The sequence below is a fragment of the Pantoea sp. GbtcB22 genome (assembly GCF_019091025.1).
GTDB lineage: Bacteria > Pseudomonadota > Gammaproteobacteria > Enterobacterales > Enterobacteriaceae > Pantoea > Pantoea leporis.
In genome coordinates this window covers 1,548,429-1,563,652 of the sequence record NZ_JAGXKB010000001.1, presented here as the reverse complement: position 1 = coordinate 1,563,652, position 15,224 = coordinate 1,548,429, and the positions used below count along the sequence as shown (strand labels likewise).

Below are 15,224 nucleotides of genomic sequence, written 5' to 3'. Positions count from 1 at the left end.
TTCATGGCGACCCTGCGACAAAATCCGCAAATCATCCGCCTGGTACGAATATTGCTGGAATCCTCAACCTGTTTCACTCGCGCCACACGCAGAGGTTCCGATGCAATCACTCATAACACCCACTGAAGCCTTTAGCGCCTTGTCCGTCAGCGCCAGCAACCGCGGCGTTTTGGCGGCGGCGGCCACCGGACTGAGCGGGTTTATCACTGACAAAGGCGGCGATGTCGATCGTATTTTTGGCATCAGCGGCATCAACTCCGAACTGCTGGCGAGCCCCACGCTAAGCCTGGGTTTGGTGAACTACTGCCGCGTGATGGAAGAGGCAGCGCGTCATTCCGGTTTTGATAACTTCGGTTTGCATTACGGCAAGCAGTTCAAACCGCAGTCATTAGGCTTGATTGGGTATATCGGCCTCTGTTCGCCCACGCTGGAGCAGGCGCTGCACAACGTGGTGAACGCCTTTCCGTGGCATCAGCACGACACGCTGACGCGGCTGGTGGATAAAGGCGAGTGCTGGCGGCTCGATTATCAGGTGCGCCACGGTGCGATCCTCTCCAGACGTCAGGATGCGGAGCTGACGCTCGGCATGTTCCTCAACTTGATCCGCCACGTTGCCGGCAAAAACTGGGCACCGCGTGAAGTGCACTTCGAACATCCGCGCCCGGAGCAGTGGCACGAGCACTGCAAAGTATTTGATGCGCCGGTGTGGTTTGATCAACCGTTCAACTCATTACTGATCCCGAAACGCGATCTGCTGCGCAGCATGCCGGAACAAGATCCGATGTTGCTGATGGTGATGCAGGATGCTATCCGCCGCCTGAACAGTTGTGCCAGCCTGCAAAGCGTGGTGGAGCAGGCGCGATCGCAGGTCAATCTGTCACTGATGCAGGGCGAACCGGTGCTGGAAGATATTGCCGAAAAAATGGGCTTGTCGAGCTGGTCGCTGCAACGGCGGCTGCGTGAGGAGGGCATCAGTTTCACGGCGCTGGTGGACAAGGTGCGCTGCGAGATGGCGACGCACTATCTGCAACAGAAGCAGCTGCCGATCTCAGAGATGGCGCTGCTGCTCGGCTATTCCGAAGTCAGCGCCTTCTCCCGCGCCTTCCGCCGCTGGTTTGGCATCAGCCCGCGCCAGTGGCGCCAGGATGGCTCGGCGTTGCCGGGGCAAAACCGAACCACGCTGGCTGGCTAGCGTCCGGCGGCGGCGGTAAATGGTTGCTTTGACCAATCAACTGCCAGGCGCGCAGGCACAGCGTTTCGTCGCCTTGCGTCTGCGTCACCGCGTAGCGCCCGCTGTTTTGCCACTCAAGCCGCACCAGACATTGCTGACCGGCATAACGGCGCGCATCGCGGAAATGCTGGTTGAGCTGATGCTGCATCTCATCAGTCCACTTGCAGGATGCGCTGCCCGGCGCGCTTTGCGGCTGACACAGGTTGGCGATGCTATCCTGTTGCTTTGGCTGAGAATGCTGACAAGCGCTGAGCGTCACAATAATCATTAACCCGCCCAATAATCCCGCCATTCGATTAATTAAATTCATTAATATGCCTGTGTTTTCACTAAAGTTCCTCTCCCTCACTGCCGACAGTCTACAGACCGACTCAACCAATGCTATGGCATTACTCTGACTATCGGCAGAACCAGAATTTGCCGCAGCCTCGCGGCTTTATCTCCTTTTGATTCATGGATTAGAAATGCAGAAAAAATATGCCCTTGCGGCACTCTCCTTGTTAAGCGCCACGCTGCTCAGCGGCTGCGCGACCGAATCGTCACGCGCGATTGAAGCGCCACAGGTGCGTGCGGCCAGCCAGCCCGCGTATCAGGGCGTGCGCAGCCCGATTGCGGTTGGCCAGTTTGATAACCGCTCCTCGTACATGAACGGCATCTTCTCCGATGGCGTGGATCGTCTTGGCAATCAGTCGAAAACCATTTTGGTCACGCACCTGCAGCAGACCAATCGCTTCAACGTGCTGGATCGCAGCAACCTGAAAGAGTTGCAGCAGGAAGCCGGCTTTAAGAAGAGCGAGCAGAACATCAAAGGTGCGACTTACATCATCACCGGCGATATCACCGAATTTGGTCGCAAAGAAGTGGGCGATCAGCAGCTGTGGGGCATTTTGGGGCGCGGTAAGAACCAGATCGCCTATGCCAAAGTCAACCTGAATGTGGTGGATGTCACCACCTCAGAAGTGGTGTACAGCGCGCAGGGCGCGGGTGAATTCAAGCTGTCAGCGCGTGAGATCGTCGGTTTCGGCGGCACCGCCAGCTATGACTCCACTCTCAACGGCAAAGTGATGGATCTGGCGATTCGTGAAGCGGTAGATCATTTAGTGGATGGCATTAACAGCGGCGCATGGCGTCCGGCGAAATAAGGATATTGAGCATGAAAGGGTTGCAACTGAGTGCGGCGCTGATCGCTGCGGGTGTGCTGGCAGGCTGTGCGCCAAAAGGGCCGGAACCGATCTATTACTGGGGCGATTACCAGCAGCAGATCTATAGCTATTACAAAAAAGATAGCGATCCGCAGAAGCAGATCGAAGCACTGAATCTGGATATTGAAAAAGCCAAATCGGTCAACAAACCGGTTGCGCCGGGCCTGCACGCGCAGCTCGGCCTGCTATACGCCAAAACCGGTGCTACCGATAAAGCCTTCGGCCAGTTTGCCACCGAGAAGCAGCTGTTCCCGGAATCGGCACCCTATATGGACTTTCTGATGAAGAAAAAACAAGGAGTTGCCCAGTGAACAAGCTGATTGTGTCTTTGGGCGTGCTGGCCACGCTGCTATTGACCGGCTGCGCGCATAAAAAACCGTACGATTACAGCGCCTTCCGCGCCAGCAAGCCGGCCTCAATTCTGGTGCTGCCTGCGGATAACCGCGCGCCGGATGTGAACGCGGCGAACAGCTTCACCTCGCTGGTGACGCGTCCGCTGGCGGAAGCGGGCTATTACGTGTTCCCGGTGGCGGTGGTGGATGAAACCTTCCAGCAGAACGGATTGACCAACGGCCATGAAATTCAGGCTGTCAGCCCGCAGCGTCTGCATGACATCTTCCACGCCGACAGCGCGCTGTACATTTCAGTGACCGATTACGGCAGCAGCTATCAGGTGATCCAGAGCGTGACCAGGGTGTCGGCGACGGCACGTCTGGTGGATTTGCGCAGCGGTAAAGAGCTGTGGCAAGGCATTGCCACCGCCAGCGACGCGGAAGATGGCAACAACAATAATGGCGGTATCATTGGCATGTTGGTCTCTGCTGCGATTAAGCAGATCGCCAGCAATGTATCGGATAAGGCACACACAATCGCCGGTGTGACCAGCGCCCGTCTGCTGGCGCAGAACGAGCAGGGCGGTTTGCTGGCCGGCCCCCGTTATAAGTTGGTGAGTACGCGTTAAAAGAACGCAGTGAATCGTAGCGGCGCGATTTATCGCGCTCTTTTCGGATGGGCACCGCCTTAACAAGCGCAATAAATTGCGCCGCTACGAATTGTGCGTTTTTAAGCGAGATCGCCCGGCAACTCCAGCTTGCTGTAACCCAGGCCATTCATCTTGCGGACACGGATCTGTACCGGAATACGCTCCTTCATCGCTTCGACATGGCTGATCACGCCGATGGTTTTGCCGCTGGCGTTGAGGGCATCGAGCGCATCCAGCGCGGTATCCAGCGTCTCGGCATCCAGCGTGCCGAAGCCTTCGTCGAGGAACAGCGATTCGATGCGCGTTTTATGACTCACCAAATCTGACAGCGCTAACGCCAGCGCCAGGCTGACGAGAAAACTCTCGCCGCCCGATAGCGTGCGCGTATCGCGCGTGGCGTCAGCTTGCCAGGTATCAACCACTTCCAGCTCCAGTTCTTCACTGATGCGGCGCTGCAGCAGATAGCGACCGTGCAGGCGATCGAGCTGACGGTTCGCCAGCCACACCAGATGATCGAGCGTCAGACCTTGTGCGAAGCGGCGGAATTTATCGCCTTTGGCCGAACCCACCAGATCGTTCAGACGCCCCAGCTGCGCCAGTTCCACTTCATCGGTGGCGATTTGCGTCAGCAACGATTGCTGCTGCAAACGCTGTTGTGCATCGCTGTGTAACTGCTGCTGCGCTTCGCCCTGTTGACGGGCATTGTCACGTAACGTCACGCGCAGCTGTTCCAACTGCTGCTGAATCGTGGCGGCGATCTCGTCGCTAAGTTCCAAAGGCCGCTGCTGCTGATGCGCCGTCCAGCGCTGCATAAGCTGTTCGCTGAGGGTGAGCTGCTGCTGGCGCTGCTGATCGAGCGTTTGCAACTGCTGGCGCAGCTGCTGCACCTCGCGCTCCTCCAGCAGGGCGGCACGCAGCGCGCGCTCATCGTCAAAATCACTCTGCTGCAGCGCGGCGAGGAAGGCGCTTTCTGCGGCGGCAGCGCGCTCACGTAAGGTGTGTTGCTGCGCCGCGATCTGCTCGCACTGGCCATTCAGGCCGTGCAGCATGCTTTGCGCCTGTTGCCACTGCTGAAGCTGCTGCGCCAGCGCCTGTTCACACTGTTGCAGCGCGGCATGCTGCTGCTGCCGGGCTTCTGCCACCAGACGATCGCCAAACAGCTGTTGACGCTGTTGTTGCTGCTGTTGGCGCTGCTGCTGCAAAGTGCTGAGCGTCTGCTGCAGCTCATCCAGCCGCTGCTGTTCACGCGCCAGATTCTGCTGCAGGCTGCTGCGCTCGCTTTCGGCTTTCGCCAGCTGTGGCTGTAACTCGCCGTGTAACCGTTCATTTTCCTGCCATGCGATCCAGCGTTGTTGTAAGGTGCGCAGCCAGCTTTCCCGCTCAGCGACATCTGGCAGGACGAGCTGATGCTGCGTCAGCTGCTGTTCCAGCTGCTGCGCCAGTTGCTGCATGGCGCTGCGTTCGCTGGCCTCGCGCTGGCTGATTTCATCCAGCGTCTGCTGCGTGCTGGCGATCTGCTGCTGCGCCAGCTGCTGCTGATTCTGATGCTGTTGCCACAGCTGCTGCTGTTGCAGATGCGCATCCTTCGCCTGCTGCAGCGCACGCGCGGCGTTTTCCCGCGTCTGCAGCTGCTGTTGCTGCAGCTGCTCCTGCGCATCCTGCTGCTGTTGCCACTGCGCAAAATCGTCCTGCTGCTCTAGCGTGCAGGTAAGTGCCAGCTCACCGCTCAGCGCTTGCCATTGGCTGTTCACCGTCGCCAGTTGCTGATCGTAATCGCTGATCTCCTGCTGCAACGCCTGCTGCTGTTGCAGCGACAGTTTCTGCTGCTCGCCTTTGGCGGTGCCGGACTCTTTTAGCTGCGCCACGCGCGTTTCCAGCGCAGTTAAACGCTGCTGATTGGCACCGGGCTCAAGCTGCTGATATTGCGCAATCGCCGGATGCTGGCACGAGCCGCACAGCGGGCAGGGCTGATCCGGCTGCAGTTTAGCGCGCTCGTCGGCCAGCTGGGCGATGGTGCGCTCCAGCTCGCAGATTTTGCGCACATCGAGCAGCGCCTGATGTTCCCGTTTGTACTCCTCGCGCAGCGCCTGTAACGCCTGTTCCGCGTCCTGATGCTGCTGCTGGAGCTGCGCCAGTTTCTGCTGACGCTGCAACCGCTGCGGTTGCAGCGCGCGCCACTGCGCGGCGAGCAGGTTAAGCTGCTGGCGCGCAGGGCGTTGGGTTTGATGCTGCGTCAGGGCGTCGCGCAGTTGCGCGCTGCCGATCTCCGCTTCAAGTGAAGTCAGTGCTTGCTCCGCTTGCAGACGCTGCTGCGCGGCCTGCGCTTCGGCTTGCTGCAACGGTTGCGCCGCCTGTTCACGCTGAGCCTGCGCCTGTTGATGCTGCTCCAGCTGGCTGCGCTGCTGTTGATGCTGTGCGATGAGCTGCGTCAGCGTCTGCTCGCGCTCATCCAGCCGGGCAATCTCCGCCTGCCAGCGCGTTAATTCCGCGCCCCAATGGGCGACAGCGGCTTCGCGGACACGGAATTCCTGCTGCTGCGCCAGCTGTTGTTGTAAACGTTCACTTACCTGCTGTTGCTGGCTGAGTGCGGTTTGGCTGGATTGCAGCGCCTGTTGCTGCTGCAGATGCAATCGCTGCTGTTCATCCAGCTGCTGCGCGAGGGTGGTGATGCGTTGATCGAGCGGGATAACCTGCTCGGTGAGCAGCATTTCAAGCTGCTGCTGTTGCTGTAACGCCTGTTCACGCGCCTGCTGCGCGGCCTGATAATGGTTTTCGCCCTGTTGCAGCGCGGTTTTGGCTTGCTGCCGTTGCGCTTGCAGCTGCTGCGATTGCTGTTCCAGCGCACGCAGATCGCCCTGCAACTGTTCGCGCTGCTGCAACTTCTCGCGCAGTTTTTCTGCCGGTTCGGCGCGCGCCAGCCGCTGACGATCGCCATCCGCCTGCTGCCAGGCCTGTTGCGCGGCAAGCAGCGTCTGTTCGGCCTGCTGCTGCTCTTGGGTTAGCTGTTGCTGCTGCACCAGCCATTGCTGCTGATGCTGCGCCAGCGTTAGCTGTTCGCTGAGAATTTTCTCCTGCGCACCAAGTTCTGCCAACTGCTGCGTCAATTCTGCCCGGCGTGCTTCATCCAGCAGCGACATGCCACCGGCGCGGGCTCGCAGCGTATCCAGCTCGCTGCGCGCGGTGCGCCAGCGTTCATAGATCTGCACCGAGATTTGTCCGTAGATTTCGGTGCCGGTCAGCTCTTCCAGCAGCTCGGCGCGTTCGCCGGGTTTGGCATTCAGGAAGGCGGCAAACTGGCCTTGCGACAGCATCATCGAGCGGGTAAAACGGGCGAAATCGAGCCCCGACAGGGTCTCAATCGCTTTCAGCTTGTCGCCAACTTTATCGGCGATGATCTGATTATCGGCCACACGCGCCAGCTCGACGCGCGGTGCCTGCAGCTTACCGTCGGCTTGGCCGCGCGCGCGGTTCTGGCTCCAGAAGGCGCGCCAGGCTTCGCCTTTGATCTCAAACTCCACTTCCGCCAGACACTCGGCGGTGTCGCGGGTGATCAGCTCGTTCTGGGTTTGCGACAGCGTGCCGAGGCGCGGCGTCTGATGATAGAGCGCCAGGCAAATCGCATCGAGTAAGGTGGTTTTGCCCGCGCCGGTGGCGCCGGTAATGGCAAATAAGCCGTTGCTGGCAAAGGGCTCGCGACGGAAATCGATAAACCATTCGCCGCGCAGCGCATTGAGGTTTTTAAAGCGTAGCGTCAAAATTTTCATGCGGATGGATTCTCCAGCGCGGCAAGCTGGGAGCGGAACAGCTGCGTTAACTGCTCGGCCTGCCCGGCATCCAGCTGATCTTCCTGCGCCAGTCGGCGAGCAAACACGTCTTCCACTTTTAGTTCGCTCAGGGTTTCGTTCTCCAGCCGTTCGAGGCTGCGCTGCCGCTGTTCGCGGCTGCGGCGCACCAGCAGCACTTCGACCGGCAGATTTTCGGTGAGCGCTTCAATGCGACGTTGCAGATCGCTGAGATATTCCTGCGTGGTGATCTCAATATCCAGCCAGACTGGCTGTTCGCTGGCGCTCGCGCTGAACTGCGCCAGCTGATGTTCAATCTCCGCCATCGAGCCTTTCAGCATCTGCATCGGCTGGAAGTGCGGGATGGTTAGCGGCGTAACGGTATCGAGCGTGGTGCTGAATTCGAGCAGGAAGACGCTTTTCTCGCGGCCAAGCTCATCAAAACTGAGCGGAATCGGCGAGCCGCTGTAACGAATGTGCTCGCTGTTGGCGATGCGCTGGGCGCGATGGATGTGACCGAGCGCGATGTAATCGGCGGGCGGAAACGCCTGCGCCGGGAAGGCATCCAGCGTACCGATATAGATGTCGCGCACCGAATCGCTTTTAGTCACGCCAACAGTGGTGAGATGGCCGGTGGCGATGATCGGCAGCGTAACGCCCTGCGCATCGCGCTGCGCCTGCGCTGCAGCAAAGCAGTGCTGATAATGCTGCTCGATCGCCTCCAGCAGTGAGATCTGCTTTTCGCGGCCGGATTGGCCGGCCTGGCTGCGCAGAATGTCGCGCGGACGCAGATAAGGAATGGCGCACAGCAGCGCACCCGGCGCGCCATCACGCTGCTTCAGGGTTAACACCTGCTGTTCGCCCTGCGGCGTGGCGCTGGTGATCACCTGCGTATTCAGGCAGGCCAGCAGCTCGCGCGATTCATTCAGCGTCGCCACCGAATCGTGATTGCCCGCCAGCACCACCAATTGGCAGCCGCTTGGCTGTAGCGCCACCACAAACCGGTTAAACATTTCACGCGCGTAACTCGGCGGCGAACCGGTATCAAACAGATCGCCGGCGATTATCAGCGCATCCACCTGATGCTGCACAATCTGGTCCAGCAGCCAGTCGAGAAACGCCTGATGTTCCCGCGCGCGACTTTTGCTGTAAAAGAACTGACCGAGATGCCAGTCAGCGGTGTGAATGATGCGCATGTTTGCTCCGTGCTCTGTTTAGCGAAGGCGAATTATAACCACTTAAGATCACAAAGAAAAAAAGCAGAATTTTATTGTGACATTTCTGTTTTTTATCTATCTATCTTAGGGCGGTGTTTTCATAAAAGTGTCACAAAACTGACGCATAATGGCGCCGCAAATCCCAGTGACACGGTGTCACACTAGCAGGAGTTACAATGGCTAAGCGCATTTTGGTTGTGGAAGACGAAGCTCCCATCCGTGAAATGTTATGTTTCGTGCTGGAACAGAATGATTACCAGCCTATTGAGGCGGAAGACTATGACAGCGCGATTGGTAAGCTGATCGAACCCTGGCCTGATTTGATTCTGCTGGACTGGATGTTGCCCGGCGGCAGCGGGATTCAGTTTATTAAGCATTTGAAGCGCGAAGCCATGACGCGCGACATTCCGGTGATGATGCTGACGGCGCGCGGTGAAGAAGAAGATCGCGTGCGCGGTCTGGAAGTGGGCGCGGATGATTACATCACCAAGCCATTCTCACCGAAAGAGCTGATGGCGCGTATCAAAGCGGTGATGCGCCGTATTTCACCGATGGCGGTGGAAGAGGTGATTGAGATGCAGGGCCTGAGCCTTGATCCTTCCTCACATCGTGTGATGTCGGAAACCACGCCGCTGGAGATGGGACCGACCGAGTACAAACTGCTGCACTTCTTTATGACCCACCCGGAACGCGTGTACAGCCGCGAACAGCTGCTGAACCATGTTTGGGGCACCAATGTGTATGTCGAAGATCGCACCGTCGATGTGCATATTCGCCGTTTACGTAAAGCACTGGAATTAACCGGCCACGATCGCATGGTTCAAACCGTGCGCGGAACAGGGTATCGTTTCTCTGCCCGCTATTAAACGTAAACGGAGTGTTTACCGTGCTGGAACGACTCTCCTGGAAGAGATTGTTGACCGAGCTGGCGCTGGTCTGTTTACCTGCGCTGGTGTTGGGTCTGTTGTTCGGATATCTGCCGTGGCTGCTGCTGATTGCGGTGACCGGCGTGATGTTCTGGCACTTCAGAAATCTGATGCGTCTGTCGCACTGGCTGTGGGTCGATCGTTCAATGACGCCGCCCACCGGACGCGGCAGCTGGGAACCGCTGTTTTATGGCCTGTACCAGATGCAATTGCGCAACCGGCGGCGTCGCCGCGAGCTGGGCAATCTGATCAAACGTTTCCGCAGCGGGGCAGAATCGCTGCCGGATGCGGTGGTGCTGACCACCGAAGAGGGCACTATTTTCTGGTGCAACGGCCTGGCGCAGCAGCACCTTGGCTTGCGCTGGCCGGAAGATAACGGTCAGAACATCCTCAATTTGCTGCGTTATCCTGAGTTTTCCCGCTATATCCGTCAGCGCAAGTTCGACATGCCGCTGACCCAGATCCTCAATAATCAGCATCATATGGAATTCCGCGTGATGCCTTACAGCGAAGGTCAGTGGCTGATGGTGGCGCGTGATGTCACCCAGATGCACCAGCTGGAAGGCGCGCGACGCAACTTTTTTGCTAACGTCAGTCATGAACTGCGCACGCCGTTAACGGTATTGCAGGGTTATCTGGAAATGATGGACGACTCGGTGATGAACGAGCGCACGCGCAGCAAGGCGTTGCATACCATGCAAGAGCAGACGCGCCGCATGGACAGCCTGGTGAAGCAGTTGTTGACCTTGTCGCGTATCGAAGCGGCGCCAGCCATCGATCTCAAAGAGACGGTGGATGTGCCGGGCATGCTGATGCTGTTGCAGCGTGAAGCGGAAACGCTGAGTCAGGGACGTCACACCATCCATTTTCATACCGATCCGCATCTGAAAGTGTTCGGCAATGATGAGCAGCTACGTAGCGCCATTTCCAATCTGGTCTACAACGCGGTGAATCACACGCCCGATGGCACGCGCATCGACATCAGTTGGCTGCGCACTAAACAAGGCGCGCAGTTTAAGGTGTGCGATGACGGGCCGGGCATTAGCGAGCAGCATCTGCCGCGCCTCACCGAGCGTTTCTATCGCGTGGATAAAGCGCGTTCGCGCGCCACCGGCGGAAGCGGATTGGGGCTGGCGATCGTGAAGCATGCGTTGGGACATCACAACGCGCGGCTGGAGATCACCAGCGTGCCGCATCAGGAAACCTGTTTCAGCTTCCTGCTGCCGCCACGCTTGATTGTGGCTAACGTGATGCAAGAGCGGGTTAATTAAGGTCGTAGGATCGCTATTCATGGCGCCATACTTATCAGTTAATAAAGCCTTTTTGGTGCGGGCGCTGACACATCTGCTGCGTCACGGGCCGTCCTCGCGCCGCTAGCGCGGTACCTTCGGCTTCCACGTTGTGCCGACGGACCGTTCGCGGATCGGCCTTCCCTGGCCGACCCCGAACTGCCTCGCGCATCCATGCGCGAGGCTCCTGGCCCAACGTAAAAGCCTCAGCGCTGCGAATGGCCCTTTTGCCGCAGCAGACGCGCCAGCGCCTGAAGCGAATGAGTCCTTTTCAACAACACGCACTGAAGCTTATGAGCAGGCCGGGGGCACTTTTGGCCCGGCAATCCGCAGCGCTGAACGAAGCGAGGAAGCCAGGAGAGCCCGCAGGACGCGGGCGAAAGGCGGAGCCGGGACAAGGAAGTCCCGTCTCCGCCGGTCCGTCAGGCAGACGAGCGAAGTGAAGGTACCGCGTAAGCGGCGCGAGGACCGCCGGACCAAAAGTGACACCGGCCTGCGCACTCGTCGTTGGTTTAACTGACAAGCATTACGCCATTCATGGAGACCAATTCCCGCCTCATTAACAACCCATACGCAATGTATTGCGTGATAAATCGCACCGCTCCAGAATAGGCGTCTTACTGAATTGCGGAATCGCCAATGAAATCGCTGCTGATCTCCCTCTTGCTGCTTTGCTCTGCTTTGGCACACGGCCAACAAACCATGCTAACCGGCAATCTGAGCAGCGTTGGATCGGATACGCTGGGTTATCTGATGACATTATGGGGCGAGGATTTCAGCCGCCAGTCGCCGGGCGTCAACGTTCAGGTGCAGGCGGCGGGATCTTCTACTGCGCCGACGGCGCTGGCGGCAGGTGCTGCCCAGCTGGGCGCGATGAGCCGGCCGATGCAGATCGACGAACGTCAACTTTTTAACGCGCGCTACGGCTATCCGCCGCTGGCGGTGCCGGTGGCGATGGATGCGCTGGTGGTAGTGGTTAATCAGGACAATCCACTGCCGCGCATCGCGCCGCAACAACTCGATGCGCTGTTCTCCATCACGCGTCTTTGCGGTGGGCAACAGGTGCCGCAGCGCTGGGGCGATCTCGGCCTGAGCGAAGGCCAGTGGGCCACGCGCAGCATCCAGCGCTATGGCCGCAACTCGGCGTCGGGAACGTGGGGCTTCTTTAAGCAGCAGGCGCTGTGCAAAGGTGATTTCCGTGCTGATGTCGCTGAATTCCCCGGCTCTGCGGCGGTGGTACAAGCCGTTGCCGCCACACCCAACAGCATCGGTTATGCCAGTTTTGGTTTTCATCTCAGCGGCGTGAAAATGCTACCGGTGGTCACGGCGAACGGCGACAGCGTGATGCCGGATGCCGAATCGATACGCAGCGGCCGCTATCCGTGGTCGCGCCCGCTTTATATCTACGTCAACAAAGCACCCGGCAAACCGCTGCCGCCGCTGGTGAATGCCTTTCTGCATCAGGTGTTATCGCCACAAGGTCAGCGTCGGGTGAGCGAAGCGGGTTATCTGCCGTTGTCAGATAGCCAGATGGCGCAAGCGCGAGCGGCAATTGAGGGAAATTGAAGAACGTGCATCTGAACATGAAATAGTTTCATGCAAGCTGAATTTTCTTCCGTTGCCGAAAGGGTAACGGCGTGGCATTCTTTCTGGACGTATAGCCGTCCAGATGGCTGAAATAACCCAGCGAAATTATACCCTGACGCAACTATGCGCTCAGCCAGGAGATAAAATGCCACGTCATAACCCGTTCCGCGCCGATACCGTCGGCAGTTTTCTGCGTCCCGCAGCCATCAAGCAGGCGCGTGTGCAGTTTGCCAATGGCGAAATCAACGCTGATCAACTGCGTCAGGTTGAAGATCGCGAAATCCGCCATGTTGTGGAGCAGCAGCGTGCCAACGGCCTGCAGATCGTTACCGATGGTGAATTCCGTCGCGCTTGGTGGCACTTCGATTTCTTTGGCGATTTGCACGGCGTCGAGCTGTTCGAAGCGGAGCAGGGCATTCAGTTCAACGGCGTGCAGACCAAAGCGCACGGCGTGAAAGTCACTGGTAAAGTGGCTTTTAATCCTCAACACCCGATGCTGGATCACTTCCGCTTCCTGCAAAGCGTGGCGGGCGATGCGGTTGCCAAGATGACCATTCCCAGCCCAAGCGTGCTGCACTTCCGCGGTGGCCGTAAGGTGATCGATGCCACGGTGTATCCCGATCTGAAAGAGTACTTCGCCGATCTGGCGCAGACCTACAAAGACGCCATCAAAGCGTTTTATGCGGCTGGCTGCCGTTATCTGCAGCTGGATGACACGGTGTGGGCCTATCTGTGCTCAACCGAACAGCAGCAGCAGATCCGCGAGCGTGGTGAAGATCCACAGGAACTGGCGCGCATCTATGCTGAAGTGCTGAATACTGCACTGGAAGGTAAGCCAGAGGATCTGACCGTTGGGCTGCATGTGTGTCGCGGCAACTTCCGCTCAACCTGGATTTCCGAAGGTGGCTATGAGCCGGTCGCCGAAGTGCTGTTTGGCGGCGTGAATATCGATGCTTTCTACCTTGAGTATGACAACGAACGTTCAGGTGGTTTTGAGCCGCTGCGCTTCCTCAAGCCGGGTCATCAGCAAGTGGTGCTGGGTTTGATCACCACCAAAACCGGCGAGCTTGAGGATGCGCAGCAGGTGAAAGCGCGTCTGCAGGAAGCAGCACAGTTCGTGAGTCTTGATCAAATCTGCCTTAGCCCGCAGTGTGGCTTTGCCTCAACCGAAGAGGGCAACAGCCTGAGCGAAGAGCAGCAGTGGCAGAAGATTCGTCTGGTGGTCGATATAGCAAGAACAGTCTGGTAATGCTGTAAAGTTAGCCAAACAGGCGCGTAAATCGCGCCTTTTGTGCATCTGCAAGCTGATTTATGCAAAGAGATCTCTCGCGTCGAGGAAACATTTAGCAAATCATCTGAGGTGTTTTGCCGCTATTCCACCGTGATTCACTGCTTTATCTCACTATCTTGTTATATCCTTCTGGTTTTTCGATCCTGTATTGCCTTTCTTCGCTATAAACGTTCTAATTTGCGCCGTTGTCGATTTATCCCTCTGCGAACAGAAGAAAAGTAGATTAAATCACCTGCGCTTTAACGATTAGTCCCGCATAACACGCTGGTCTTGCCTGATAAGCCCTTGTTTTAGCGCATCCAGAGGACAACACGAACTCAACTTCCACCGCAACATCAGCTACAGGCAGTACAGAAGTTTATGACACATCGTTTAACCTCCAAGGATATCCTGGCGCTGGGCTTCATGACGTTTGCCCTGTTCGTTGGCGCAGGAAATATCATCTTCCCACCGATGGTGGGGATTCAGTCTGGCGAACACGTTTGGATTGCGGCTTTCGGCTTCCTGATTACGGCTGTTGGCTTACCGGTGATCACCGTCATCGCGCTGGCGCGTGTGGGCGGCGGCATTGATGCGCTGAGCTCGCCGATTGGTAAAGCCGCAGGCTTGCTGCTGGCGACCGTGTGTTACCTGGCTGTTGGCCCGCTGTTTGCCACGCCGCGTACCGCCACCGTTTCCTTTGCCGTAGGTATTGCACCGCTGACCGGCGACGGCACGCTGCCGCTGTTCATTTACAGCCTGATTTACTTCGCGCTGGTGATTGGCATCTCACTGTATCCGGGCAAACTGCTGGATACCGTCGGCCACTTCCTCGCTCCGCTGAAAATTCTGGCGCTGATTGTGCTCGGCGTTGCCGTGCTGATCTGGCCGGCCGGTGGCGTTTCGCCGGGCACCGAAGAGTATCAGCGTGCCGCCTTCTCCAGCGGTTTCGTTAATGGTTATCTGACCATGGATACGTTGGGAGCGCTGGTGTTCGGTATCGTCATCGTCAATGCGGCGCGCTCACGCGGTGTGGAAGATGCCAAATTGCTGACGCGCTATACCATGCTGGCGGGCATCATCGCCGGTATCGGTTTGACGCTGATTTACCTGACGCTGTTCAAACTCGGTAACGATAGCGGCGCATTAGTGGCGCAAAGCGCGAACGGTGCTGAAATTCTGCATGCTTATGTGCAGCAGACTTTCGGCGGCATGGGCAGCTTCTTCCTTGCGGCACTGATCTTCGTCGCCTGCATGGTGACGGCGGTGGGCCTGACCTGCGCCTGTGCAGAATTCTTTGCGCAATATGTTCCGCTGTCGTATAAAACGCTGGTATTTATTCTGGGTCTGTTCTCGATGGTGGTGTCGAATCTCGGTCTGAGCCATCTGATTCAGATTTCGATTCCGGTGCTGACGGCGATTTATCCGCCATGCATCGTGCTGGTGGTGCTGAGCTTCACGCTGAAGTTCTGGAACAAAAGTTCGCGTATTATCGCGCCGACCATGCTGGTAAGCCTGCTGTTCGGTATCGTTGATGCCATCAAAACCACCAGCTTTAAAGATGTGTTGCCGCTGTTCAGCCAGCATCTGCCGCTGGCCGATCAGGGACTTTCCTGGTTGCCGCCATCGCTGGCGATGCTGGTGATTGCCGCGGTAGTTGATCGGGCAAAAGGACGTGAGCAGGTCGCGGTTCATCAGTAAGCGACATTGCTGTTAATTCCAACCACGGGCTTGCCCG

At 57.9% G+C, this 15,224-nt stretch carries 12 protein-coding genes; 9 read left to right on the top strand and 3 right to left on the bottom strand.

The annotated features are described in order from the left end of the window. Positions 1–100 precede the first annotated feature (100 nt). Positions 101–1,192, top strand: a complete 1,092-nt coding sequence (locus KVT28_RS07375; protein WP_210081256.1) for an AraC family transcriptional regulator — start codon at positions 101–103, stop codon at positions 1,190–1,192. Here KVT28_RS07375 and KVT28_RS07370 read toward each other — a convergent pair. Continuing rightward, complete coding sequence (locus KVT28_RS07370) at positions 1,122–1,541, bottom strand: cell envelope integrity protein TolA (protein WP_217547416.1); 420 nt, start codon at positions 1,539–1,541, stop codon at positions 1,122–1,124. The genes KVT28_RS07375 and KVT28_RS07370 overlap by 71 nt on opposite strands. 154 nt (positions 1,542–1,695) lie before the next feature. On the opposite strand from KVT28_RS07370, the gene KVT28_RS07365 reads away from it, so the two are divergent. Genes KVT28_RS07365 through KVT28_RS07355 form a run of 3 tightly spaced genes read left to right on the top strand, consistent with a single transcriptional unit; the run spans position 1,696 to position 3,394 of the window. Beyond that, positions 1,696–2,373, top strand: a complete 678-nt coding sequence (locus tag KVT28_RS07365) for a CsgG/HfaB family protein (RefSeq protein WP_101762459.1) — start codon at positions 1,696–1,698, stop codon at positions 2,371–2,373. Positions 2,374–2,384: 11 nt separating this feature from the next. Beyond that, positions 2,385–2,744: a DUF4810 domain-containing protein gene (locus KVT28_RS07360; RefSeq protein WP_101762458.1), complete on the top strand. Its 360-nt coding sequence runs from the start codon at positions 2,385–2,387 to the stop codon at positions 2,742–2,744. Beyond that, on the top strand, positions 2,741–3,394 hold the full coding sequence (locus KVT28_RS07355; protein WP_101762457.1) for a DUF799 domain-containing protein: 654 nt from the start codon (positions 2,741–2,743) through the stop codon (positions 3,392–3,394). Before KVT28_RS07360 ends, KVT28_RS07355 begins: the two co-directional genes overlap by 4 nt. 101 nt (positions 3,395–3,495) lie before the next feature. Here KVT28_RS07355 and KVT28_RS07350 read toward each other — a convergent pair whose 3' ends face one another. Together KVT28_RS07350 and sbcD are read right to left on the bottom strand one after the other, a co-directional pair. Beyond that, positions 3,496–7,179: an AAA family ATPase gene (locus KVT28_RS07350; protein ID WP_217547414.1), complete on the bottom strand. Its 3,684-nt coding sequence runs from the start codon at positions 7,177–7,179 to the stop codon at positions 3,496–3,498. Then, positions 7,176–8,393, bottom strand: a complete 1,218-nt coding sequence (sbcD, locus tag KVT28_RS07345) for an exonuclease subunit SbcD (protein ID WP_217547412.1) — start codon at positions 8,391–8,393, stop codon at positions 7,176–7,178. Before sbcD ends, KVT28_RS07350 begins: the two co-directional genes overlap by 4 nt. A 197-nt stretch (positions 8,394–8,590) precedes the next feature. Here sbcD and phoB point away from each other — a divergent pair, with 197 nt between their 5' ends. From phoB to brnQ, 5 genes are all read left to right on the top strand, one after another. Then, complete coding sequence (phoB, locus tag KVT28_RS07340; RefSeq protein ID WP_007887040.1) at positions 8,591–9,280, top strand: phosphate response regulator transcription factor PhoB; 690 nt, start codon at positions 8,591–8,593, stop codon at positions 9,278–9,280. 20 nt (positions 9,281–9,300) lie between these two features. Beyond that, a complete protein-coding gene (gene phoR, locus KVT28_RS07335; RefSeq protein WP_137385254.1) occupies positions 9,301–10,611 on the top strand; it encodes a phosphate regulon sensor histidine kinase PhoR in 1,311 nt (436 codons plus the stop codon). Between the two features lie 657 nt (positions 10,612–11,268). Continuing rightward, complete coding sequence (locus KVT28_RS07330) at positions 11,269–12,195, top strand: PstS family phosphate ABC transporter substrate-binding protein (protein WP_217547410.1); 927 nt, start codon at positions 11,269–11,271, stop codon at positions 12,193–12,195. Between the two features lie 166 nt (positions 12,196–12,361). Continuing rightward, a complete protein-coding gene (locus tag KVT28_RS07325) occupies positions 12,362–13,465 on the top strand; it encodes a cobalamin-independent methionine synthase II family protein (RefSeq protein WP_217547408.1) in 1,104 nt (367 codons plus the stop codon). A gap of 402 nt (positions 13,466–13,867) precedes the next feature. Next, positions 13,868–15,187 carry a branched-chain amino acid transporter carrier protein BrnQ gene (gene brnQ / locus KVT28_RS07320; RefSeq protein ID WP_101762451.1) on the top strand — a complete coding sequence of 440 codons (1,320 nt, stop codon included), beginning with the start codon at positions 13,868–13,870 and terminating at the stop codon, positions 15,185–15,187. The last annotated feature ends 37 nt before the right edge of the window (positions 15,188–15,224 follow it).